Source organism: Pseudomonas sp. 10(2024) (assembly GCF_045164175.1).
Lineage (GTDB): Bacteria > Pseudomonadota > Gammaproteobacteria > Pseudomonadales > Pseudomonadaceae > Aquipseudomonas > Aquipseudomonas alloputida.
On record NZ_CP174006.1, the window covers coordinates 657,566 to 677,212 of the forward strand.

At 59.4% G+C, this 19,647-nt stretch carries 14 protein-coding genes, 2 tRNA genes and 2 rRNA genes; 9 read left to right on the forward strand and 9 right to left on the reverse strand.

Annotated elements, in window-relative coordinates; genetic code table 11:
- Positions 1-95 precede the first annotated feature (95 nt).
- From cueR to ACI7M0_RS02930, 3 genes are read right to left on the reverse strand one after another with little or no spacing between them, the layout of a single operon-like run.
- Positions 96-506: a Cu(I)-responsive transcriptional regulator gene (cueR, locus tag ACI7M0_RS02920; protein WP_104960727.1), complete on the reverse strand. Its 411-nt coding sequence runs from the start codon at positions 504-506 to the stop codon at positions 96-98.
- Positions 503-2,902 (reverse strand): heavy metal translocating P-type ATPase, encoded by a 2,400-nt coding sequence (locus ACI7M0_RS02925; protein ID WP_129932116.1) that lies wholly within the window; start codon positions 2,900-2,902, stop codon positions 503-505. The genes cueR and ACI7M0_RS02925 overlap by 4 nt, the downstream gene beginning before the upstream one ends.
- Before the next feature lie 52 nt (positions 2,903-2,954).
- A complete protein-coding gene (locus tag ACI7M0_RS02930) occupies positions 2,955-3,341 on the reverse strand; it encodes a hypothetical protein (protein ID WP_003255287.1) in 387 nt (128 codons plus the stop codon).
- A 145-nt stretch (positions 3,342-3,486) separates the two neighbouring features.
- Between ACI7M0_RS02930 and ACI7M0_RS02935 the strand changes: the two genes are divergently transcribed.
- Entirely contained in the window at positions 3,487-3,684 is a 198-nt protein-coding gene (locus ACI7M0_RS02935) for a heavy-metal-associated domain-containing protein (RefSeq protein WP_014589568.1), read from the forward strand.
- 107 nt (positions 3,685-3,791) lie between these two features.
- Positions 3,792-4,973 (forward strand): multidrug effflux MFS transporter, encoded by a 1,182-nt coding sequence (locus tag ACI7M0_RS02940; RefSeq protein ID WP_129932117.1) that lies wholly within the window; start codon positions 3,792-3,794, stop codon positions 4,971-4,973.
- On the opposite strand, the gene ACI7M0_RS02945 is transcribed toward ACI7M0_RS02940, so the two are convergent.
- A complete protein-coding gene (locus tag ACI7M0_RS02945; RefSeq protein ID WP_080574868.1) occupies positions 4,924-5,121 on the reverse strand; it encodes a hypothetical protein in 198 nt (65 codons plus the stop codon). The genes ACI7M0_RS02940 and ACI7M0_RS02945 overlap by 50 nt on opposite strands.
- Before the next feature lie 489 nt (positions 5,122-5,610).
- On the opposite strand from ACI7M0_RS02945, the gene ACI7M0_RS02950 reads away from it, so the two are divergent.
- Positions 5,611-6,324 carry a helix-turn-helix transcriptional regulator gene (locus ACI7M0_RS02950; RefSeq protein WP_053868202.1) on the forward strand — a complete coding sequence of 238 codons (714 nt, stop codon included), beginning with the start codon at positions 5,611-5,613 and terminating at the stop codon, positions 6,322-6,324.
- Positions 6,325-6,344: 20 nt separating this feature from the next.
- On the opposite strand, the gene ACI7M0_RS02955 is transcribed toward ACI7M0_RS02950, so the two are convergent.
- The 5 genes from ACI7M0_RS02955 to ACI7M0_RS02975 form a co-directional block, all read right to left on the reverse strand.
- Positions 6,345-7,292 (reverse strand): adenosine deaminase, encoded by a 948-nt coding sequence (locus ACI7M0_RS02955; protein ID WP_129932118.1) that lies wholly within the window; start codon positions 7,290-7,292, stop codon positions 6,345-6,347.
- A gap of 86 nt (positions 7,293-7,378) precedes the next feature.
- Positions 7,379-8,065, reverse strand: coding sequence for an SDR family oxidoreductase (locus ACI7M0_RS02960; RefSeq protein ID WP_129932119.1), 687 nt, complete (start codon positions 8,063-8,065; stop codon positions 7,379-7,381).
- Positions 8,066-8,433: 368 nt separating this feature from the next.
- The gene (locus ACI7M0_RS02965; RefSeq protein WP_010951864.1) at positions 8,434-9,018 is read right to left on the reverse strand and encodes a YigZ family protein; all 585 of its coding nucleotides are present in this window, start codon (positions 9,016-9,018) and stop codon (positions 8,434-8,436) included.
- A 9-nt stretch (positions 9,019-9,027) separates the two neighbouring features.
- Positions 9,028-9,690, reverse strand: coding sequence for a TetR/AcrR family transcriptional regulator (locus tag ACI7M0_RS02970; RefSeq protein WP_003255279.1), 663 nt, complete (start codon positions 9,688-9,690; stop codon positions 9,028-9,030).
- Between the two features lie 90 nt (positions 9,691-9,780).
- The gene (locus tag ACI7M0_RS02975; RefSeq protein WP_014755221.1) at positions 9,781-10,698 is read right to left on the reverse strand and encodes a LysR family transcriptional regulator; all 918 of its coding nucleotides are present in this window, start codon (positions 10,696-10,698) and stop codon (positions 9,781-9,783) included.
- 118 nt (positions 10,699-10,816) lie between these two features.
- Between ACI7M0_RS02975 and ACI7M0_RS02980 the strand changes: the two genes are divergently transcribed.
- The 6 genes from ACI7M0_RS02980 to ACI7M0_RS03005 all read left to right on the forward strand — a co-directional run bounded on the left by ACI7M0_RS02980 (position 10,817) and on the right by ACI7M0_RS03005 (position 19,645).
- Entirely contained in the window at positions 10,817-12,163 is a 1,347-nt protein-coding gene (locus ACI7M0_RS02980) for an aspartate aminotransferase family protein (RefSeq protein WP_129932120.1), read from the forward strand.
- Between the two features lie 69 nt (positions 12,164-12,232).
- A complete protein-coding gene (locus tag ACI7M0_RS02985) occupies positions 12,233-13,726 on the forward strand; it encodes a CoA-acylating methylmalonate-semialdehyde dehydrogenase (RefSeq protein WP_064493232.1) in 1,494 nt (497 codons plus the stop codon).
- A 984-nt stretch (positions 13,727-14,710) separates the two neighbouring features.
- Positions 14,711-16,247 (forward strand): 16S ribosomal RNA (locus ACI7M0_RS02990).
- Between the two features lie 85 nt (positions 16,248-16,332).
- Positions 16,333-16,409, forward strand: a tRNA-Ile gene (locus ACI7M0_RS02995).
- Positions 16,410-16,433: 24 nt separating this feature from the next.
- Positions 16,434-16,509 (forward strand) — tRNA-Ala (locus tag ACI7M0_RS03000).
- Positions 16,510-16,752: 243 nt separating this feature from the next.
- A 23S ribosomal RNA gene (locus ACI7M0_RS03005) occupies positions 16,753-19,645 on the forward strand.
- Together the 16S and 23S rRNA genes with 2 tRNA genes alongside form the textbook arrangement of a ribosomal RNA operon.
- The last annotated feature ends 2 nt before the right edge of the window (positions 19,646-19,647 follow it).

Below are 19,647 nucleotides of genomic sequence, written 5' to 3' on the forward strand. Positions count from 1 at the left end.
GAAGCCGAAACGCCCGTATTTATTGGATAAAGTCGTGGTTGGTGACTAATCGGTCGTGTTTGGACATTTATGGCATGCCAAACGCTCGTGGCAGCTCAGTGACAGCAGCTGCCTGCAGCACCATTGGCCAGGTCTTTGAGGATCGGGCAGTCCGGGCGGTCGTCACCCTGACAGTGCGAAACCAGCTCGCCGAGGGTGTCGCGCAGGCTCACCAGCTCCTCGATGCGCCGGTTCAGTTCATCGATGTGGTGCATGGCCAGCGCCTTCACATCGGCGCTGGCACGTTGGCGGTCCTGCCACAAGGTCAGCAACTTGCCGACCTCTTCGAGGGAAAAGCCCAGGTCGCGGGAGCGTTTGATGAAGGCCAGGTTGTGCAAGTCTTCCGCCTGGTACAGGCGGTAGCCGCTGTCGCTGCGAGTGGCGGGTTTGAGCAGGCCGATGGACTCGTAGTAACGGATCATCTTGGTGCTGAGCCCGCTGCGGCGGGCGGCCTGGCCGATGTTCATGGCGCCTCCTGGGTGCTGCTGGTGGGTTTCCACGTTTTAAGCCACAGTGCATTGCTGACGACGCTGACACTGGACAGGGCCATGGCGGCACCTGCCAGGACCGGGTTGAGGTAACCCAGCGCGGCGAGTGGAATGCCGATCAGGTTGTAGATGAAGGCCCAGAACAGGTTCTGGCGGATCTTCGCGTAGGTCTTGCGGCTGATTTCCAGCGCGGCGGGCACCAGGCGCGGGTCGCCACGCATCAGGGTGATGCCGGCGGCCTGCATGGCCACGTCGGTACCGCCACCCATGGCAATGCCGATGTCGGCCGCGGCCAGCGCCGGTGCATCGTTGATGCCATCGCCAACCATGGCGACCACCCCATCCTGCTTGAGCGCGGCCACGGTCGCGGCCTTGTCGGCCGGTAGCACTTCGGCGTGCACATCGTCGATGCCCAGTGCCTCGGCAACCACGTTGGCGCTGCCACGGTTGTCACCGGTCAGCAGGTAGCTGCTGATGTGTTGGGCGTGCAGGGTTTCGATGGCCTGCGCGGCGCCAGGCTTGAGGCTGTCACCAAAGGCGAACAGGCCCACCACTCTCGGTTGCTTGCCGCGCTCGATCAGCCACGACAGTGTGCGCCCTTCAGCCTCCCAGGCCAGGGCCTGGGCGGCCAACTCGCCGGGCTGCAGACCGCTTTCGTCAAGCAGTCGGCGGTTGCCCAGCGCCAGTTCACGGCCTTCAACGCGACCGGCAATGCCGCGCCCGGTCAGCGACTGGCTGTCGGCAACGGTTGGCACGTCCAGCCCTTGCTCTGCACAGGCCGCCAGCACCGCCTTGGCCAGCGGGTGTTCACTCCCACGCTGCAGGGCGCCGGCCAGGCGGTAAAGGTCGGCGCTGTTGCCGTCCAGCGCCTGGCTGTGAACCACCCGCGGGCTGCCGGAGGTGAGGGTGCCGGTTTTGTCGAACACTACGCGGTTGACCGCATGGGCACGCTCCAGGGCTTCGGCATCCTTGATCAGGATGCCGTGGCGGGCGGCGACCCCGGTACCGGCCATGATCGCGGCGGGCGTGGCCAGGCCGAGGGCGCAGGGGCAAGCGATGACCAGCACGGCGACGGCGTTGATCAGCGCGGTTTCCAGCGGTACCCCAGCCAGCCACCAGCCAATCAGGGTGATCAGCGCCAGTACCAGCACGGCCGGGACGAACACCTGGCTGACACGGTCGACCAGCTTCTGGATCGGCGCTTTGGCGGCCTGGGCGTCTTCCACCAGGCGGATGATGCGCGCCAGCACGGTCTCGGTGCCCAGCGCCTGGGTACGCACCAGCAGCCGGCCTTCGCCATTGATGGCGCCACCGGTGACGCTGTCGCCGGGTTGCTTGGGCACTGGCAGGCTCTCGCCGCTGATCAGGGCCTCATCGGCATGGCTGCTGCCGTCTTCGACCACGCCGTCGACCGGGAAGCGTTCGCCGGGCTTGACCAGTACCAGGTCGCCCACGCGCAACTGGGCGATGGCCACGTCCTCTTCCACGCCGTCGACCACGCGCAGTGCGCGTTCCGGGCGCAGGGCTTCGAGGGCTCGGATGGCACTGGCGGTCTGGCGTTTGGCGCGGCTTTCCAGGTACTTGCCCAGCAATACCAGGGCAATCACCACGGCTGAGGCTTCGAAGTACAGGTGCGGGGCCATGCCGGCGGGAGCCTGTGCCCATTGGTACAGGCTCAGGCCATAGCCAGCGCTGGTGCCCAGGGCCACCAGCAGGTCCATGTTGCCGGCACCGGCGCGCACGGCCTTCCAGGCTGCAATGTAGAAGCGGGCACCGAGAATGAACTGCACGGGTGTGGCCAGCAGGAACTGCGCCCAGGCGGGTAGCATCCAGTGCAGGCCGAACGGTTGTACCAGCATGGGTAATACCAGTGGCAGGGCCAACAGCAAGGCTGCACCGACTGCCAGGCGCTCGTTGCGCAGGCGGCGCTGGACAGCGCTTTGGTCGTCCTTGGTCGATTGCGGCAGGCTGGCGCTGTAGCCTGCCTTCTGCACAGCGTCGATCAGCAGGTTGTCATCAAGGGCCGCTAGCACTTCGAGGTGCGCGCGTTCGCTGGCCAAGTTGACGCTGACCTGCTCGACCCCGGCCAATTTGCCCAGGGCGCGCTCTACTCGGCCGACACAACTGGCGCAGGTCATGCCGCCTATCTGCAGTTCGAGGGTGCGGGTTGGTACCCCGTAACCGGCCTCGCGCACGGCTTCGACCAAGGCTGGCAGGCTGGCAGGCGGGGCCAGAACCCGAGCTTTTTCAGTGGTGAGGTTTACGCTGACCTGTTCAGCGCCGGTGACCTTGCGCAGGGCGCGCTCGACCCGGCCAGCACAGCTGGCGCAGGTCATGCCGGAGATCGGCAGGTCGTATGTGGTGGATGCGGGCATGGCTCTCCTCCTTGGACAGGCCTCCAGCATCAACCTTGCCACGCAGGCAAGGTCAATAGCCCAGGTCGGCTCGTTTCAACTCCAGCCCATATTGCCCCATGGCGATGCGGTATTTGTTGATCTGGCCCGCCTGCAGATTCAAACGCGTGCTGCGCTGGTCCTCTATACCTGCGGCGCAACCCGGCATTTGCCCAGGCAGCAGGCGCAGGCGCACATCCACCGGGCCAGGCGGCAGGTTGAACGAGGTGGACTGCTCCTGGAAAACGCGCCCGGAAAGCTGGTCGTTGAGGTACACGCCGATTTCGCAACTGGTGGCCACTTCCAGGCGCTCCCGGGAAATGATCAGTACGCTGTAGGCCGAGTTGCCCTCGGCGAATGCCGGTGGCACCACAGCCAGCGCGCCCAAGAGCCCGACAACGCCCAATGCTGCCCTGAACATGAAAAATCTCCTGCTTGCCTGATCGTCAAAGGCGCAGCTTGGCCGACGCGGACGCGGATTTCCACCCCGGGTGTTGCAGGCAGGGCTTGACCTTGCCCTGATGGCAAGCTTGAGACTTGTGAAAAACCTGAAGGAGGTAACCCCCATGCAAGTGTTCAATGTACAAGGCATGACCTGCGGCCATTGCGTGAAAGCCGTGACCCGCGCGGTGCAGGAGCAGGATGCGGCAGCCAGGGTGGAAGTTGATCTGGCGGGCAAACAGGTGCGTGTGCAGAGCGAGTTGGCGCAGGAGCAGATCCTCACTGCGATTCGGGATGAGGGGTATCAGGCCGAACTCGCCTGAAGACCTGATTGCTCCCTCCGGGGCTAACAGTGTTGCAAATCTTTTCACATTGACAGGGTCCACAGCAGGTAGAATCAGTCACTTGCTTAGCCTGCTATGGATTCCTGATGAACCTGCGAATGGTGCTCATCCTGGGCGCACTCAGTGCGTTCGGGCCCTTGGCGATCGACTTCTACCTGCCAGCCTTTCCGGCCATGGCGCAAGCGTTCGCCACCGATGAAAAACACGTCCAGGCCACGTTGGCCGCCTACTTCCTGGGCCTGTCTATCGGGCAGTTGGCCTATGGGCCGGTTGCCGACCGCTTTGGCCGACGCAAACCGCTGATGTTCGGCGTTACGCTGTTCACCCTGGCATCGCTGGCCTGTGCCTACTCCCCCAACCTCGATACCTTGGTGGTGGCGCGTTTCATCCAGGCACTGGGTGGTTGTGCCGGCATGGTGCTTTCGCGGGCCATCGTCAGCGACAAGTGCGACCCGGTAGCTTCAGCCAAAGTGTTTTCGCAACTGATGCTGGTCATGGGCTTGGCGCCAATCCTGGCACCGATGCTGGGTGGGGTGCTGGTGAACCTGGCCGGCTGGCAGTCGATCTTCCTTGCGCTGAGCCTGTTCAGTGCCGGCTGCCTGCTGGCGGTAAGCCTGGGCCTGCCGGAAAGCCTGCCCGAGCATATACCCCGCCAACCGCTATCTGGCGCTTTGCGCCAGTACCTGCGGCTGCTGGCTGACCGGGTTTTCCTCGGCCATGCCCTGACCGGCGGTATCGCCATTGCCGGCATGTTTGCCTATATCGCCGGTTCACCTTTCGTGTTCATCAAACTGTATGGCGTGCCCGCTGAGCACTACGGCTGGCTGTTCGGCACCAACGCCGCAGGTTTTATTCTGGTGGCGCAGGTGAACGCCCGCCTGCTGGCCAAACGCGGGCCGGCCTTCCTGCTGGGCCGTGCGGTGTGGCTGTATCTGGTTGCGGGCCTGGTGCTGCTGGGCGTGGCGGCGTTGCGCCCTGCGCAACTGTGGCCGCTACTGGTGCCGCTGTTCATCTGTATCGCCAGCCTTGGTTGCATCATTCCCAATGCTTCGGCCTGTGCCATGAGCGGACAGGGCGCGCGTGCCGGCAGCGCCTCGGCACTGATGGGCTGCGTGCAGTTCAGCGTAGCTGCGGGTGCTGCGGCGCTGGTCGGGCTGCTGCATGATGGCAGTGCGGTGCCAATGGCAATCGTGATCAGCCTGTGCGGGGCGCTGGTGGTCAGTGTCGCGCTGTTGACCCGGCGTCTGCAGGCCAAGGCTCCCGCATGAGCGGGTGAGGTGCCTGCAGCCGGGTTTCCAGCGTGGCGACGAAGGCGCGCGCCTCAGCCTCGCTGCGGAAACTGACCACATGCTGATCGAGCTGGACTTGCCAGGGGCAGGCGGGGTTTCGGCTCGACGCACTTACGATAATTTTCATCGCGGCATACCTCCAGGAAGGGGAGCCGCTCAAGTGTAGCGCTGGCCCGCCAGCCTGCCATGACACGGCTTCAGCGTCCTGACTGACGGTAAGTGTGCGCATTTCCCTGGCGGTGTTTCCTACTTTGGGCGCAATGCCTGCAAACCCGCAGAACCTTCGCTTTGTTTCGCGCTATTTGTGGAAGGTTGCTGTGGGCCACATCTGAAATGGCTGCAAGTTTGTTTTCATCAAGATGTTTCAGCGCGTTTGTGTGGGCGTACCGGTGCCTTGGTTGACTTGGTTCCGGGGCGTTTTCGAAGCCGCTTCGCTGCTTGCCATGGGTAGGCATACCCAGTGGTTTTTCGTCATGAGTACGACGGCACCTGGTCGTCTGACCGGCGTTTTTCTGCGGCTTATACTGGCGAGCCAGGCCAGTGCCAGCGAGAGGCGCTTCCCTGGCAGGGTTGGCCATCGCATCCCCACCGTGAACTTGCAGGGAGTTACAAGGACATGAACGCAGCCAGCAGTATCAGCCAAATTGCCAGCCTGATGGCCGACCCCAAGCGCAGTGCCATGTTGTGGGCATTGATCGATGGCACACCACGGTTGGCCAATGAGCTCGCGATAATGACTGGCCTGACTTCATCATCAGCCTGCGCACACCTTTCGCTGCTGTCGTCGGCCGGTTTGCTCAGGCATGAAGCCAGGGGCCGCAAACGTTACTTCTGCCTGGCTACCCCGCAGGTCGGAGCAGCGGTAGAGGCCTTGGCCAGCGTACAGCTGGAAAGCGCCAGGGGAGAGCGTGCCGAAACGCCGGTATCATCGCTGCCGCTGTCGATGCGCCGGGCGCGCCGTTGTGGCGATCACCTGGGTGGGGAGTTGGCCAGTGAGCTGTACCATCGCATGGTGGTGGCAGGCTGGTTGGAAGGCAGCGGACGGCACTTGAGGGTCAGTGACGAGGGGCGGGCGCAGTTGGCCTTGGTCGGGGTGTACATCGATGCCCTGGCGCCACACCAGCAACGAGGTTGCGTGATCTGCCGCTGCACCGAATGGAATGACCAGGGCCCGCATCTGGGTGGCGTACTGGGCCAGGCCTTGTTCAGGTTGTTCCTGCAATCTGGCTGGATGCGGGAGTTGGAGGACTCGCGGGCATTGCATATTTCGGCGCTGGGTATCCAGCAGATCAATCGCATAGCCCGCGTGGCGACGTTGCAGGTCGGTTGAGCGCAACGTCGTCATGCTACTCAAACCAGCCTTGCGTCCAGGCTGTTCTGCGCCAGGCGACGTGCCTGGTCTTCGGTCATGCCCAAGTGGGTGTGCAGAGCGTGGAAGTTCTCCGTGACGTAGCCACCGAAGTAGGCCGGGTCGTCCGAGTTGACCGTGACTTTCACACCACGCTCGAGCATGTCGAGGATGTTGTGCTGGCTCATGTGGTCGAACACGCAGAGCTTGGTGTTGGAAAGCGGGCACACCGTGAGCGGGATCTGCTCGTCGATGATGCGCTGCATCAGGCGCTCGTCCTCGATGGCGTGCACGCCATGGTCGATACGTTTGATCTTCAGCAGGTCGAGGGCTTCCCAGATGTACTCAGGCGGGCCTTCTTCGCCAGCATGGGCAACGGCGACGAAGCCTTCGCTACGGGCGCGGTCGAACACCCGCTGGAACTTGCTGGGTGGGTGGCCCATCTCCGAGCTGTCCAGGCCTACGGCAATGAACGCATCGCGGAACGGCAATGCCTGATCGAGGGTCTTTTGCGCTTCATCCTCGCTGAGGTGGCGCAGGAAGCTGAGGATCAGGCCGCTGCTGATGCCCAATTGCTCGCGGCCATCCTTGAGCGCCTGGCTGATGCCGTTGAGCACCACTTCGAAAGCAATGCCGCGGTCGGTGTGGGTCTGCGGGTCGAAGAAGGGTTCGGTGTGGATCACGTTCTGGGCCTTGCAGCGTTGCAGGTAGGCCCAGGTCAGGTCGTAGAAGTCCTGCTCGGTGCGCAGCACGTCGGCGCCCTGGTAATACAGGTCGAGGAACTCCTGCAGGTTGTTGAAGGCATAGGCACCGCGCAAGGTCTCCACATCGGCCCAGGGCAAGGCGATCTTGTTGCGCTCGGCCAGGGCGAACAGCAACTCGGGCTCCAGCGAGCCTTCCAGGTGCAGGTGCAGTTCGGCCTTGGGCAGGGCGTTCAACCAGTCATACATAGTGGTTCATCTCAATCAGGTACGGTTGCGGCCATTCTACAGGGGCCGGCCGGGCAATGCGCCCAGCCGGGCTGCGACCTGGTGAATCACCAGACCAAGGGCTCGCCCTTGTAGTTGATGAAGCGCAGGCCGCCGTTGCCGCTTTGGGCCTTGATCTGTTCGATCATGCCGCGGGTGCTGGTGAGCACATCGATATCGGCGTTTTCGCCACCCATGTCGGTTTTCACCCAACCCGGGTGCATGGCCAGCACGCACAGGTCCGGGCGCTGCTGCTCAACGAAGAAGCTGTTGATCATCGAGTTCAGTGCCGCCTTGCTGGCCTTGTACAGGCAGATTTCGCCACCGTCGGGGATGGTGACGCTTCCCAGGATCGAGCTCATGAAGGCCAGCACACCACTGCCTTCGCGTATTTGACCCACCAGGCGGCGAGCCACGCGTATCGGCGCCACGGCGTTGGTCATGAACAGATCGCCAATGTCGCTGTTGTGTACTGCCTCCAGGTCTTGCGGCAGGGGGCCCATGACCCCGGCGTTGACGAATATCAGGTCGAACACCTGGCCTTGCAGGCGTTGCTGCAGGCTGTCGAGCTGAACGGTGTCGTTCATTTCCAGCTGCTCGATGTGCACGCCGGGGACGTTCGCCAGGCCGCCGGGCTGCTGCGGGTTACGGACGGTGGCAGTGATGTGCCAGCCGTCTTCGTGCAGGCGTTGTACCAAACCCAGGCCAAGCCCGCGCGAGGCGCCGATGATGAGGGCAGTTCTTGAATTAGCCATAGGAACATTCCTTTATCGGTGTAGGAGAAAGGAATTGAGCATACGTCACGGCGAATACGCGTGCCTGGTTTGCGTCTGGTTAAAAAATGGTCAGTTTTGTCTGGGCCTTGCGGGGCCGGGCGCTTCGCCCGTTGGCGCACGGGTTATCCACAAGCTGGTCCACAGTTATTGTGTGCAAGGTGAGCAAGAGGGGTGCGGCTTGGATGGGCGGTTCGCTGGGGATAAGTCGCGCACATTCAGCAGTTTACGACTGTCATCAAATAGTGATCAAAATATGATCAAAGCTCTGGGGGCCTCGAAATCACTAGCCTGCAAGAGAGTGCCCCAAGCTTATCCACAGGCAGGCCCACAGTTGTTGTGGGCAATGTTCAGCGTGCTTCGAGCAAAATACGCCCGCGGCTCAGGTCCGCCAGTTGCTGTTGCAATGGCGCCAGGTGGGCGTCACCGAGGGCAATCACAAGGTCCACACCATTGGCGGTGAACTGTTCATCCAGGACCAGGCCGTCAACCTCGGCCAGGCGCAGCTTCACCAGCGCCAGCTCGCTGAAACTGCAACTGCAGCTGAAATGGCTGCGCTGCACCAGCAGGCGCTTGGGCGCCTGTTGCAGGCACTTGTTGGCGCCGCCGCCATAGGCCCTGGCCAGGCCGCCGGTACCCAGCTGGATACCGCCGTACCAACGGATCACCAGCACCACCACCTGATCGCAGTCCTGTGCTTCGATGGCCGCCAGGATCGGCCGCCCTGCGGTGCCGCCGGGTTCGCCGTCGTCACTGCTGCGGTACTGCGCGCCGAGTTTCCAGGCCCAGCAGTTGTGGGTAGCGGCCAGGTCGCTGTGACGTTCGATGAAACTCATCGCTTCGGCGGCGCTGCTGATCGGCCCAGCGAGGGTGATGAAGCGGCTTTTGCGGATTTCCTCGCGGTATTCGCAGAGGTCGAGCAGGGTAGAAGGCATAAAGGACAGTCAGGCAGCCGGCTTGATGCCGCAGCCCTTCAGAATGATGTGGATAAGGTTGTTGCTCGCGTCTTCCATGTCCTGCTTGGTCAGGCGGCTGCGGCCAGTCACCTGGCAAATCTGGGTGGCGAAGTCAGCGTAGTGCTGGGTGCTGCCCCAGAGCAGGAAGATCAGGTGTACGGGGTCGACCGGGTCCATCTTGCCTGCTTCGATCCAGGCCTGGAATACCGCAGCACGGCCGCGGAACCATTCGCGGTAGTCGGCACTGAAGTATTCGGTCAGGCAGGTGCCACCGCTGATCACTTCCATGGCGAAAATGCGCGAAGCTTGCGGGTTGCGCCGGGAGAACTCCATCTTGGTGCGGATGTACTGGCTCAGGGCTTCACCGGGGTCGTCATCGACGCTCAAGGCGTTGAAGGTGCTGTCCCACAACTCGATGATGTTGCTGAGCACGGCGATGTACAGGCCCAGCTTGTTGGTGAAGTAGTAATGCAGGTTAGCCTTGGGCAACCCCGCCTTGAGGGCGATGGTGTTCATGCTGGTGCCCTTGAAACCATGGCGGGCGAATTCATCTTCGGCGGCCTGGATAATGGCCTGTTCGTTCTTCTGGCGGATACGGCCCGCGGGCTTGCCCGAGGCGGAGAGGCGATGCGCAGGGACTTCTAGGGTCATGGACGATTCCGTACGGTGCAGTGGCTGCGGCTGTGGGACAAGATTACCTGCCTGTGCCGAAGTGACAAGCGTTTGCGGCACAGACAGGCATCAACGTGTCGCAGCCAGGCTTTCGAGGAAGCTTTCCAACACCAGGTTGGGGCGCCGGCCTTTGCGGGTAACCCAGCTCAGGCTCAGGTCATAAAAACGCTCCTTGGGTTTGAGCGCACGCAAACGGCCTTGCTGCACCCAGAACATGGCGTAGTGGTCGGGCAGGTAGCCGATATAGCGCCCGGTAAGGATGAGAAACGCCATGCCCTCGCGGTCAGAAGCACTGGCTGTGCAATTCAGCGCCTGGTAGTGCGCCTGGATGTCGGCCGGCAGGCGGAAGGTGGGGGTGATGGCTTCCTGGCTGTTGAGGCGCTCGTCGTCTATCTGCTGGTCGTCGGCGTAGAACAGCGGGTGGCCAACCGCGCAGTACAGCAGCGAGCGTTCGCTGTACAACGGTTGATACTCAAGCCCCGATAACGGGCTGGTCTGTGGTACGACGCCAACGTGCAGGCTGCCGTCGAGCACGCCGTGCTCGACCTGGCTGGGGGCGATCATGCGGATCTGGATGCGCACATCAGGGCCCCGATCCTTGAGTTCCGCCAGGGCATGGGTGATACGCATGTGCGGCAGGGTCACCAGATTGTCGGTCAGGCCGATGTTCAGCTCGCCGCGCAAATGCTGGTGCAGGCCGTTGACCTCGGTGCGGAAGCTTTCCAGCGCGCTGAGCAGTTGCAGGGCTGAATGGTAGACCTCGCGGCCTTCCTCCGTCAGCGAGAAACCGGCGCGGCCGCGCTGACACAGGCGCAGGCCGAGGCGTTGCTCGAGGTCGTTCATCTGCTGGCTGATGGCCGAGCGACCAATGCCCAGTACGTTTTCGGCAGCCGAGAAGCCACCGCACTCGACGACGCTGCGATAGATCTTCAGCAGGCGGATGTCGAAATCGCTGACTTGGGCGAGTGGATCGGGGCGTCGGCTCATTAGTTTAGTCACGGCCTGTCTGAAGGTTAGAAATGTAGGCTTTTTCAGACTCTATCGCCGTGCCAATTTAGCTGCAACAACATCCATCGTTGCCTAATCGTCTTCCGAGGAACCGCCGATGAACATGCCCGAAACTGGTCCTGCCGGTATCGCCAGCCAGCTCAAGCTGGACGCCCACTGGATGCCCTATACCGCCAACCGCAACTTCCAGCGCGACCCACGCCTGATCGTGGCGGCCGAAGGCAACTACCTGGTCGATGACCATGGGCGCAAGATCTTCGACGCCCTGTCCGGCCTGTGGACCTGCGGCGCAGGGCACACTCGCAAGGAAATCGCTGACGCGGTGACCCGTCAACTGAGTACGCTGGACTACTCCCCAGCGTTCCAGTTCGGCCACCCGCTGTCGTTCCAGTTGGCGGAAAAGATCGCCGAGCTGGTTCCGGGCAATCTGAATCACGTCTTCTATACCAACTCCGGTTCCGAGTGCGCCGATACCGCACTGAAGATGGTGCGTGCCTACTGGCGCCTGAAAGGCCAGGCAACCAAGACCAAGATCATCGGCCGTGCCCGTGGTTACCATGGCGTGAACATCGCCGGTACCAGCCTGGGTGGCGTCAACGGTAACCGCAAGATGTTTGGCCAACTGCTGGACGTCGACCACCTGCCTCACACTGTATTGCCGGTGAACGCCTTCTCGAAAGGCTTGCCGGAAGAGAGCGGTATCGCGCTGGCTGACGAAATGCTCAAGCTGATCGAGCTGCACGATGCCTCCAACATCGCAGCAGTCATCGTCGAGCCGCTGGCCGGTTCGGCCGGTGTGTTGCCGCCGCCAAAGGGTTACCTGAAGCGCCTGCGTGAGATCTGCACCCAGCACAACATTCTGCTGATCTTCGACGAAGTGATCACAGGCTTCGGCCGCATGGGTGCGATGACCGGCTCGGAAGCCTTCGGCGTTACCCCGGACCTGATGTGCATCGCCAAGCAGGTGACCAACGGCGCCATCCCGATGGGCGCAGTGATTGCCAGCAGCGAGATCTACCAGACCTTCATGAACCAGCCGACCCCGGAATACGCCGTGGAATTCCCACACGGCTACACCTACTCGGCGCACCCGGTAGCCTGTGCCGCCGGTATCGCCGCGCTGGACCTGCTGCAGAAGGAAAACCTGGTGCAGTCCGCGGCTGAACTGGCGCCGCATTTCGAGAAGCTGCTGCACGGCGTGAAGGGCACCAAGAATATCGTCGATATCCGTAACTACGGCCTGGCCGGCGCCATCCAGATCGCCGCCCGTGACGGTGATGCCATCGTTCGCCCATACGAAGCGGCCATGAAGCTGTGGAAAGCCGGCTTCTATGTGCGCTTTGGTGGCGACACCCTGCAGTTCGGCCCAACCTTCAATACCAAGCCGCAGGAACTGGACCGCCTGTTCGATGCGGTAGGCGAAACCCTGAACCTGATCGACTGATCTTTCCGATATTGATGCCAGGCGCCCGCAGCGTGCGCCTGGCTCTCCTTTGTTTATCTGGAGTTTTGCATGAGCATTGTTCAGCACCTGATTCACGGCGAACTGGTTACCAAGGGTGAGCGCACCGCCGATGTCTTCAACCCGTCCACTGGCCAGGCCGTTCGCAAGGTCGAACTGGCCAGCCGCGCAACCGTGCAGGAAGCGATCGACTCGGCCAAGGCAGCCTTCCCGGCCTGGCGCAACACCCCTCCGGCCAAGCGCGCCCAGGTGATGTTCCGCTTCAAGCAACTGCTGGAGCAGAACGAAGCCAAGATTTCGCAGATGATCAGCGAAGAGCACGGCAAGACCCTGGAAGACGCCGCCGGCGAACTGAAGCGTGGTATCGAGAACGTCGAGTTTGCGTGTGCAGCCCCAGAAGTGCTGAAGGGGGAGTACAGCCGTAACGTCGGTCCGAACATCGACGCCTGGTCCGACTTCCAGCCGCTGGGCGTGGTTGCCGGTATCACCCCATTCAACTTCCCGGCCATGGTGCCGCTGTGGATGTACCCGCTGGCCATCGCCTGCGGCAACGCTTTCATCCTCAAGCCTTCCGAGCGTGACCCGAGCTCGACCCTGTACATTGCCCAGTTGCTGCTGGAAGCCGGCCTGCCGAAGGGCATTCTCAACGTCGTGCACGGTGACAAGGAAGCGGTGGATGCGCTGATCGAAGCGCCGGAGGTCAAAGCACTGAGCTTCGTGGGTTCGACCCCGATCGCCGAGTACATCTATGCCGAAGGCACCAAGCGTGGCAAGCGTGTACAAGCCCTGGGGGGCGCGAAGAACCACGCGGTGCTAATGCCGGATGCCGACCTGGACAACGCAGTCAGTGCACTGATGGGCGCGGCTTACGGCTCGTGTGGCGAGCGTTGCATGGCCATTTCGGTAGCCGTGTGCGTGGGCGACCAAGTGGCTGACGCCCTGATTGCCAAGCTGGAGCCACAGATCAAGGCGCTGAAGATTGGTGCCGGCACCTCGTGCGGCCTGGACATGGGCCCGCTGGTGACTGCGGCAGCGCGTGACAAGGTCGTGGGTTACATCGATGACGGTGTTGCTGCTGGCGCCAAGCTGGTGGTGGATGGCCGTGGCTTCCGTGTGGCAGGTAATGAAGATGGCTACTTTGTAGGTGGCACCCTGTTCGACAATGTGACCCCGGAGATGCGCATCTATAAAGAGGAGATCTTTGGCCCGGTGCTGTGCGTGGTCCGTGTGAATAGCCTGGAGCAGGCCATGCAGCTGATCAACGATCACGAGTATGGCAACGGCACCTGCATCTTTACCCGTGACGGTGAAGCGGCCCGTCTGTTCTGCGACGAGATCGAAGTGGGTATGGTGGGTGTGAACGTACCGCTGCCGGTGCCGGTGGCCTACCACAGCTTCGGTGGCTGGAAGCGTTCGCTGTTTGGTGATTTGCATGCCTATGGCCCGGATGGTGTGCGCTTCTATACCCGTCGCAAGGCCATTACCCAGCGTTGGCCGCAGCGGGCCAGCCATGAAGCGTCGCAGTTTGCATTCCCTAGCCTGTAAGGGAAGTAGATGAAGCGGGGAGGCCGTCAGGCCTCCCCGCTTTGTTTTTGGGGGTTGGTTTTTGCTGTTGTAGGGGGATGTGTGGTGGGTATGCCTTGAGGTGGTTTTGGCGGTGAGATGTGTCTGCCATAACCCCTGCAGCGCCTGTGAGATCGAGCGCCGCGCGCGTCCGGCTTGAGACATTCACCGCCTATGAGATCGAGCGCCGCCCGCGCGGCGCTTCGCGGGTAAACCCGCTCCTACGTTTGTTTCGGGCCAGTCTCTCCTGTGCCTGGCGCGCGCGACCGCCTTGTTTGTTCGACGCGATATTGAGACAGGCACCAAGGCGTTCGCGCGCGAATCTCGCAGGCATAATTGGCCCGAAACAAACGTAGGAGCGGGTTTACCCGCGAAGCGCCGCGCGGGCGGCGCTCGATCTCACAGGCGCTGAAACTGTTGTGGCGAACACTTGGCAGCCCCGATACGGTCTTTCCCCCTTATATTTCACTTTCTTGAAATTAAAGGTTGACGCCCTCTCGAATCCCCTTATAATGCGCCCCACTTCCAGCGACAACGGAACGACAAACTCCTTGAAATTCAATGAGTTAGACAATCCTGAAGGTGCTGTAAGGGCTACGATCAAATGATCGAAAGCGGTTGAGATGATGGTTGACAGCGCTTACAAGTGCTGTATGATTCGCCTCCCGCTACGAGAGATCGCGGCGAGCCAAGTGTTTGAAGCTAAACGAGTTTCTCGCAAAAAACTTCAAAATAAACGCTTGACAGGCTCTGAGGAAAGCGTAGAATGCGCGCCTCGGTTGAGACGAAAAGCTCTTAACCAAACGCTCTTTAACAAATCGAATCAAGCAATTCGTGTGGGTGCTTGTGAGTACGGACTGATAGTCAAAAAGATTATCAGCATTACAAGTGACCATGCGAGAAATCACATAGTCATTTGAGATTGCTGAGCCAAGTTTAGGGTTTCTTAAAAACCCAAGCAGTATTGAACTGAAGAGTTTGATCATGGCTCAGATTGAACGCTGGCGGCAGGCCTAACACATGCAAGTCGAGCGGATGACGGGAGCTTGCTCCTTGATTCAGCGGCGGACGGGTGAGTAATGCCTAGGAATCTGCCTGGTAGTGGGGGACAACGTTTCGAAAGGAACGCTAATACCGCATACGTCCTACGGGAGAAAGCAGGGGACCTTCGGGCCTTGCGCTATCAGATGAGCCTAGGTCGGATTAGCTAGTTGGTGGGGTAATGGCTCACCAAGGCGACGATCCGTAACTGGTCTGAGAGGATGATCAGTCACACTGGAACTGAGACACGGTCCAGACTCCTACGGGAGGCAGCAGTGGGGAATATTGGACAATGGGCGAAAGCCTGATCCAGCCATGCCGCGTGTGTGAAGAAGGTCTTCGGATTGTAAAGCACTTTAAGTTGGGAGGAAGGGCAGTAAGCTAATACCTTGCTGTTTTGACGTTACCGACAGAATAAGCACCGGCTAACTCTGTGCCAGCAGCCGCGGTAATACAGAGGGTGCAAGCGTTAATCGGAATTACTGGGCGTAAAGCGCGCGTAGGTGGTTTGTTAAGTTGGATGTGAAAGCCCCGGGCTCAACCTGGGAACTGCATCCAAAACTGGCAAGCTAGAGTACGGTAGAGGGTGGTGGAATTTCCTGTGTAGCGGTGAAATGCGTAGATATAGGAAGGAACACCAGTGGCGAAGGCGACCACCTGGACTGATACTGACACTGAGGTGCGAAAGCGTGGGGAGCAAACAGGATTAGATACCCTGGTAGTCCACGCCGTAAACGATGTCAACTAGCCGTTGGAATCCTTGAGATTTTAGTGGCGCAGCTAACGCATTAAGTTGACCGCCTGGGGAGTACGGCCGCAAGGTTAAAACTCAAATGAATTGACGGGGGCCCGCACAAGCGGTGGAGCATGTGGTTTAATTCGAAGCAACGCGAAGAACCTTACCAGGCCTTGACATGCAGAGAACTTTCCAGAGATGGATTGGTGCCTTCGGGAACTCTGACACAGGTGCTGCATGGCTGTCGTCAGCTCGTGTCGTGAGATGTTGGGTTAAGTCCCGTAACGAGCGCAACCCTTGTCCTTAGTTACCAGCACGTTATGGTGGGCACTCTAAGGAGACTGCCGGTGACAAACCGGAGGAAGGTGGGGATGACGTCAAGTCATCATGGCCCTTACGGCCTGGGCTACACACGTGCTACAATGGTCGGTACAGAGGGTTGCCAAGCCGCGAGGTGGAGCTAATCTCACAAAACCGATCGTAGTCCGGATCGCAGTCTGCAACTCGACTGCGTGAAGTCGGAATCGCTAGTAATCGCGAATCAGAATGTCGCGGTGAATACGTTCCCGGGCCTTGTACACACCGCCCGTCACACCATGGGAGTGGGTTGCACCAGAAGTAGCTAGTCTAACCTTCGGGGGGACGGTTACCACGGTGTGATTCATGACTGGGGTGAAGTCGTAACAAGGTAGCCGTAGGGGAACCTGCGGCTGGATCACCTCCTTAATCGACGACATCAGCCTGCTGATGAGCTCCCACACGAATTGCTTGATTCATTGTAAAAGACGATGCTGTAACGCGACCCTGTTATAGGTCTGTAGCTCAGTTGGTTAGAGCGCACCCCTGATAAGGGTGAGGTCGGCAGTTCAAATCTGCCCAGACCTACCATTACATGGTTCAGCCGTAGAATACGGGGCCATAGCTCAGCTGGGAGAGCGCCTGCCTTGCACGCAGGAGGTCAGCGGTTCGATCCCGCTTGGCTCCACCACTTTCGCCGTACGCAGTCACTTGTCAGAACTTAGAAATGAACATTCAGATCGAATGTTGATTTCTGACTTTTGTCAGATCGTTCTTTAAAAATTCGGATATGTGATAGATATAGACTGAACACCAGTTTCACTGCTGGTGGATCAGGCTAAGGTAAAATTTGTGAGTTCTGCTCGAAAGAGCAACGTACGAATTTTCGGCGAATGTCGTCTTCACAGTATAACCAGATTGCTTGGGGTTATATGGTCAAGTGAAGAAGCGCATACGGTGGATGCCTTGGCAGTCAGAGGCGATGAAAGACGTGGTAGCCTGCGATAAGCTTTGGGGAGTCGGCAAACAGACTGTGATCCAGAGATCTCTGAATGGGGGAACCCAGCCAGCACAAGCTGGTTATCTTGTACTGAATACATAGGTGCAAGAGGCGAACCAGGGGAACTGAAACATCTAAGTACCCTGAGGAAAAGAAATCAACCGAGATTCCCTTAGTAGTGGCGAGCGAACGGGGACCAGCCCTTAAGTTGATTTGAGATTAGTGGAACGCTCTGGAAAGTGCGGCCATAGTGGGTGATAGCCCCGTACACGAAAATCTCTTGTCAATGAAATCGAGTAGGACGGAGCACGAGAAACTTTGTCTGAATATGGGGGGACCATCCTCCAAGGCTAAATACTACTGACTGACCGATAGTGAACCAGTACCGTGAGGGAAAGGCGAAAAGAACCCCGGAGAGGGGAGTGAAATAGAACCTGAAACCGTATGCGTACAAGCAGTGGGAGCCTACTTTGTTAGGTGACTGCGTACCTTTTGTATAATGGGTCAGCGACTTATATTCAGTGGCGAGCTTAACCGAATAGGGGAGGCGTAGCGAAAGCGAGTCTTAATAGGGCGTTTAGTCGCTGGGTATAGACCCGAAACCGGGCGATCTATCCATGGGCAGGTTGAAGGTTAGGTAACACTGACTGGAGGACCGAACCGACTACCGTTGAAAAGTTAGCGGATGACCTGTGGATCGGAGTGAAAGGCTAATCAAGCTCGGAGATAGCTGGTTCTCCTCGAAAGCTATTTAGGTAGCGCCTCATGTATCACTGTAGGGGGTAGAGCACTGTTTCGGCTAGGGGGTCATCCCGACTTACCAAACCGATGCAAACTCCGAATACCTACAAGTGCCGAGCATGGGAGACACACGGCGGGTGCTAACGTCCGTCGTGAAAAGGGAAACAACCCAGACCGTCAGCTAAGGTCCCAAAGTCATGGTTAAGTGGGAAACGATGTGGGAAGGCTTAGACAGCTAGGAGGTTGGCTTAGAAGCAGCCACCCTTTAAAGAAAGCGTAATAGCTCACTAGTCGAGTCGGCCTGCGCGGAAGATGTAACGGGGCTCAAACCATGCACCGAAGCTACGGGTATCATCTTGCGATGATGCGGTAGAGGAGCGTTCTGTAAGCCTGTGAAGGTGAGTTGAGAAGCTTGCTGGAGGTATCAGAAGTGCGAATGCTGACATGAGTAACGACAATGCGAGTGAAAAACTCGCACGCCGAAAGACCAAGGTTTCCTGCGCAACGTTAATCGACGCAGGGTTAGTCGGTCCCTAAGGCGAGGCTGAAAAGCGTAGTCGATGGAAAACAGGTTAATATTCCTGTACTTCCAGTTATTGCGATGGAGGGACGGAGAAGGTTAGGCCAGCCTGGCGTTGGTTGTCCAGGTTTAAGGTGGTAGGCTGAAATCTTAGGCAAATCCGGGATTTCAAGGCCGAGAGCTGATGACGAGTTGCCTTTAGGCGACGAAGTGGTTGATACCATGCTTCCAAGAAAAGCTCCTAAGCTTCAGATAACTGGGAACCGTACCCCAAACCGACACAGGTGGTTAGGTAGAGAATACCAAGGCGCTTGAGAGAACTCGGGTGAAGGAACTAGGCAAAATGGCACCGTAACTTCGGGAGAAGGTGCGCCGGCGAGGGTGAAGGACTTGCTCCGTAAGCCCATGCCGGTCGAAGATACCAGGCCGCTGCGACTGTTTATTAAAAACACAGCACTCTGCAAACACGAAAGTGGACGTATAGGGTGTGACGCCTGCCCGGTGCCGGAAGGTTAATTGATGGGGTTAGCGCAAGCGAAGCTCTTGATCGAAGCCCCGGTAAACGGCGGCCGTAACTATAACGGTCCTAAGGTAGCGAAATTCCTTGTCGGGTAAGTTCCGACCTGCACGAATGGCGTAACGATGGCGGCGCTGTCTCCACCCGAGACTCAGTGAAATTGAAATCGCTGTGAAGATGCAGTGTATCCGCGGCTAGACGGAAAGACCCCGTGAACCTTTACTATAGCTTTGCACTGGACTTTGAATTTGCTTGTGTAGGATAGGTGGGAGGCTTTGAAGTGGGGACGCCAGTTCTCATGGAGCCATCCTTGAAATACCACCCTGGCAACTTTGAGGTTCTAACTCAGGTCCGTTATCCGGATCGAGGACAGTGTATGGTGGGTAGTTTGACTGGGGCGGTCTCCTCCCAAAGAGTAACGGAGGAGTACGAAGGTGCGCTCAGACCGGTCGGAAATCGGTCGTAGAGTATAAAGGCAAAAGCGCGCTTGACTGCGAGACAAACACGTCGAGCAGGTACGAAAGTAGGTCTTAGTGATCCGGTGGTTCTGTATGGAAGGGCCATCGCTCAACGGATAAAAGGTACTCCGGGGATAACAGGCTGATACCGCCCAAGAGTTCATATCGACGGCGGTGTTTGGCACCTCGATGTCGGCTCATCACATCCTGGGGCTGAAGCCGGTCCCAAGGGTATGGCTGTTCGCCATTTAAAGTGGTACGCGAGCTGGGTTTAGAACGTCGTGAGACAGTTCGGTCCCTATCTGCCGTGGACGTTTGAGATTTGAGAGGGGCTGCTCCTAGTACGAGAGGACCGGAGTGGACGAACCTCTGGTGTTCCGGTTGTCACGCCAGTGGCATTGCCGGGTAGCTATGTTCGGAAGAGATAACCGCTGAAAGCATCTAAGCGGGAAACTTGCCTCAAGATGAGATCTCACTGGGATCTTGAATCCCCTAAAGGGCCGTCGAAGACTACGACGTTGATAGGTTGGGTGTGTAAGCGCTGTGAGGCGTTGAGCTAACCAATACTAATTGCCCGTGAGGCTTGACCATAT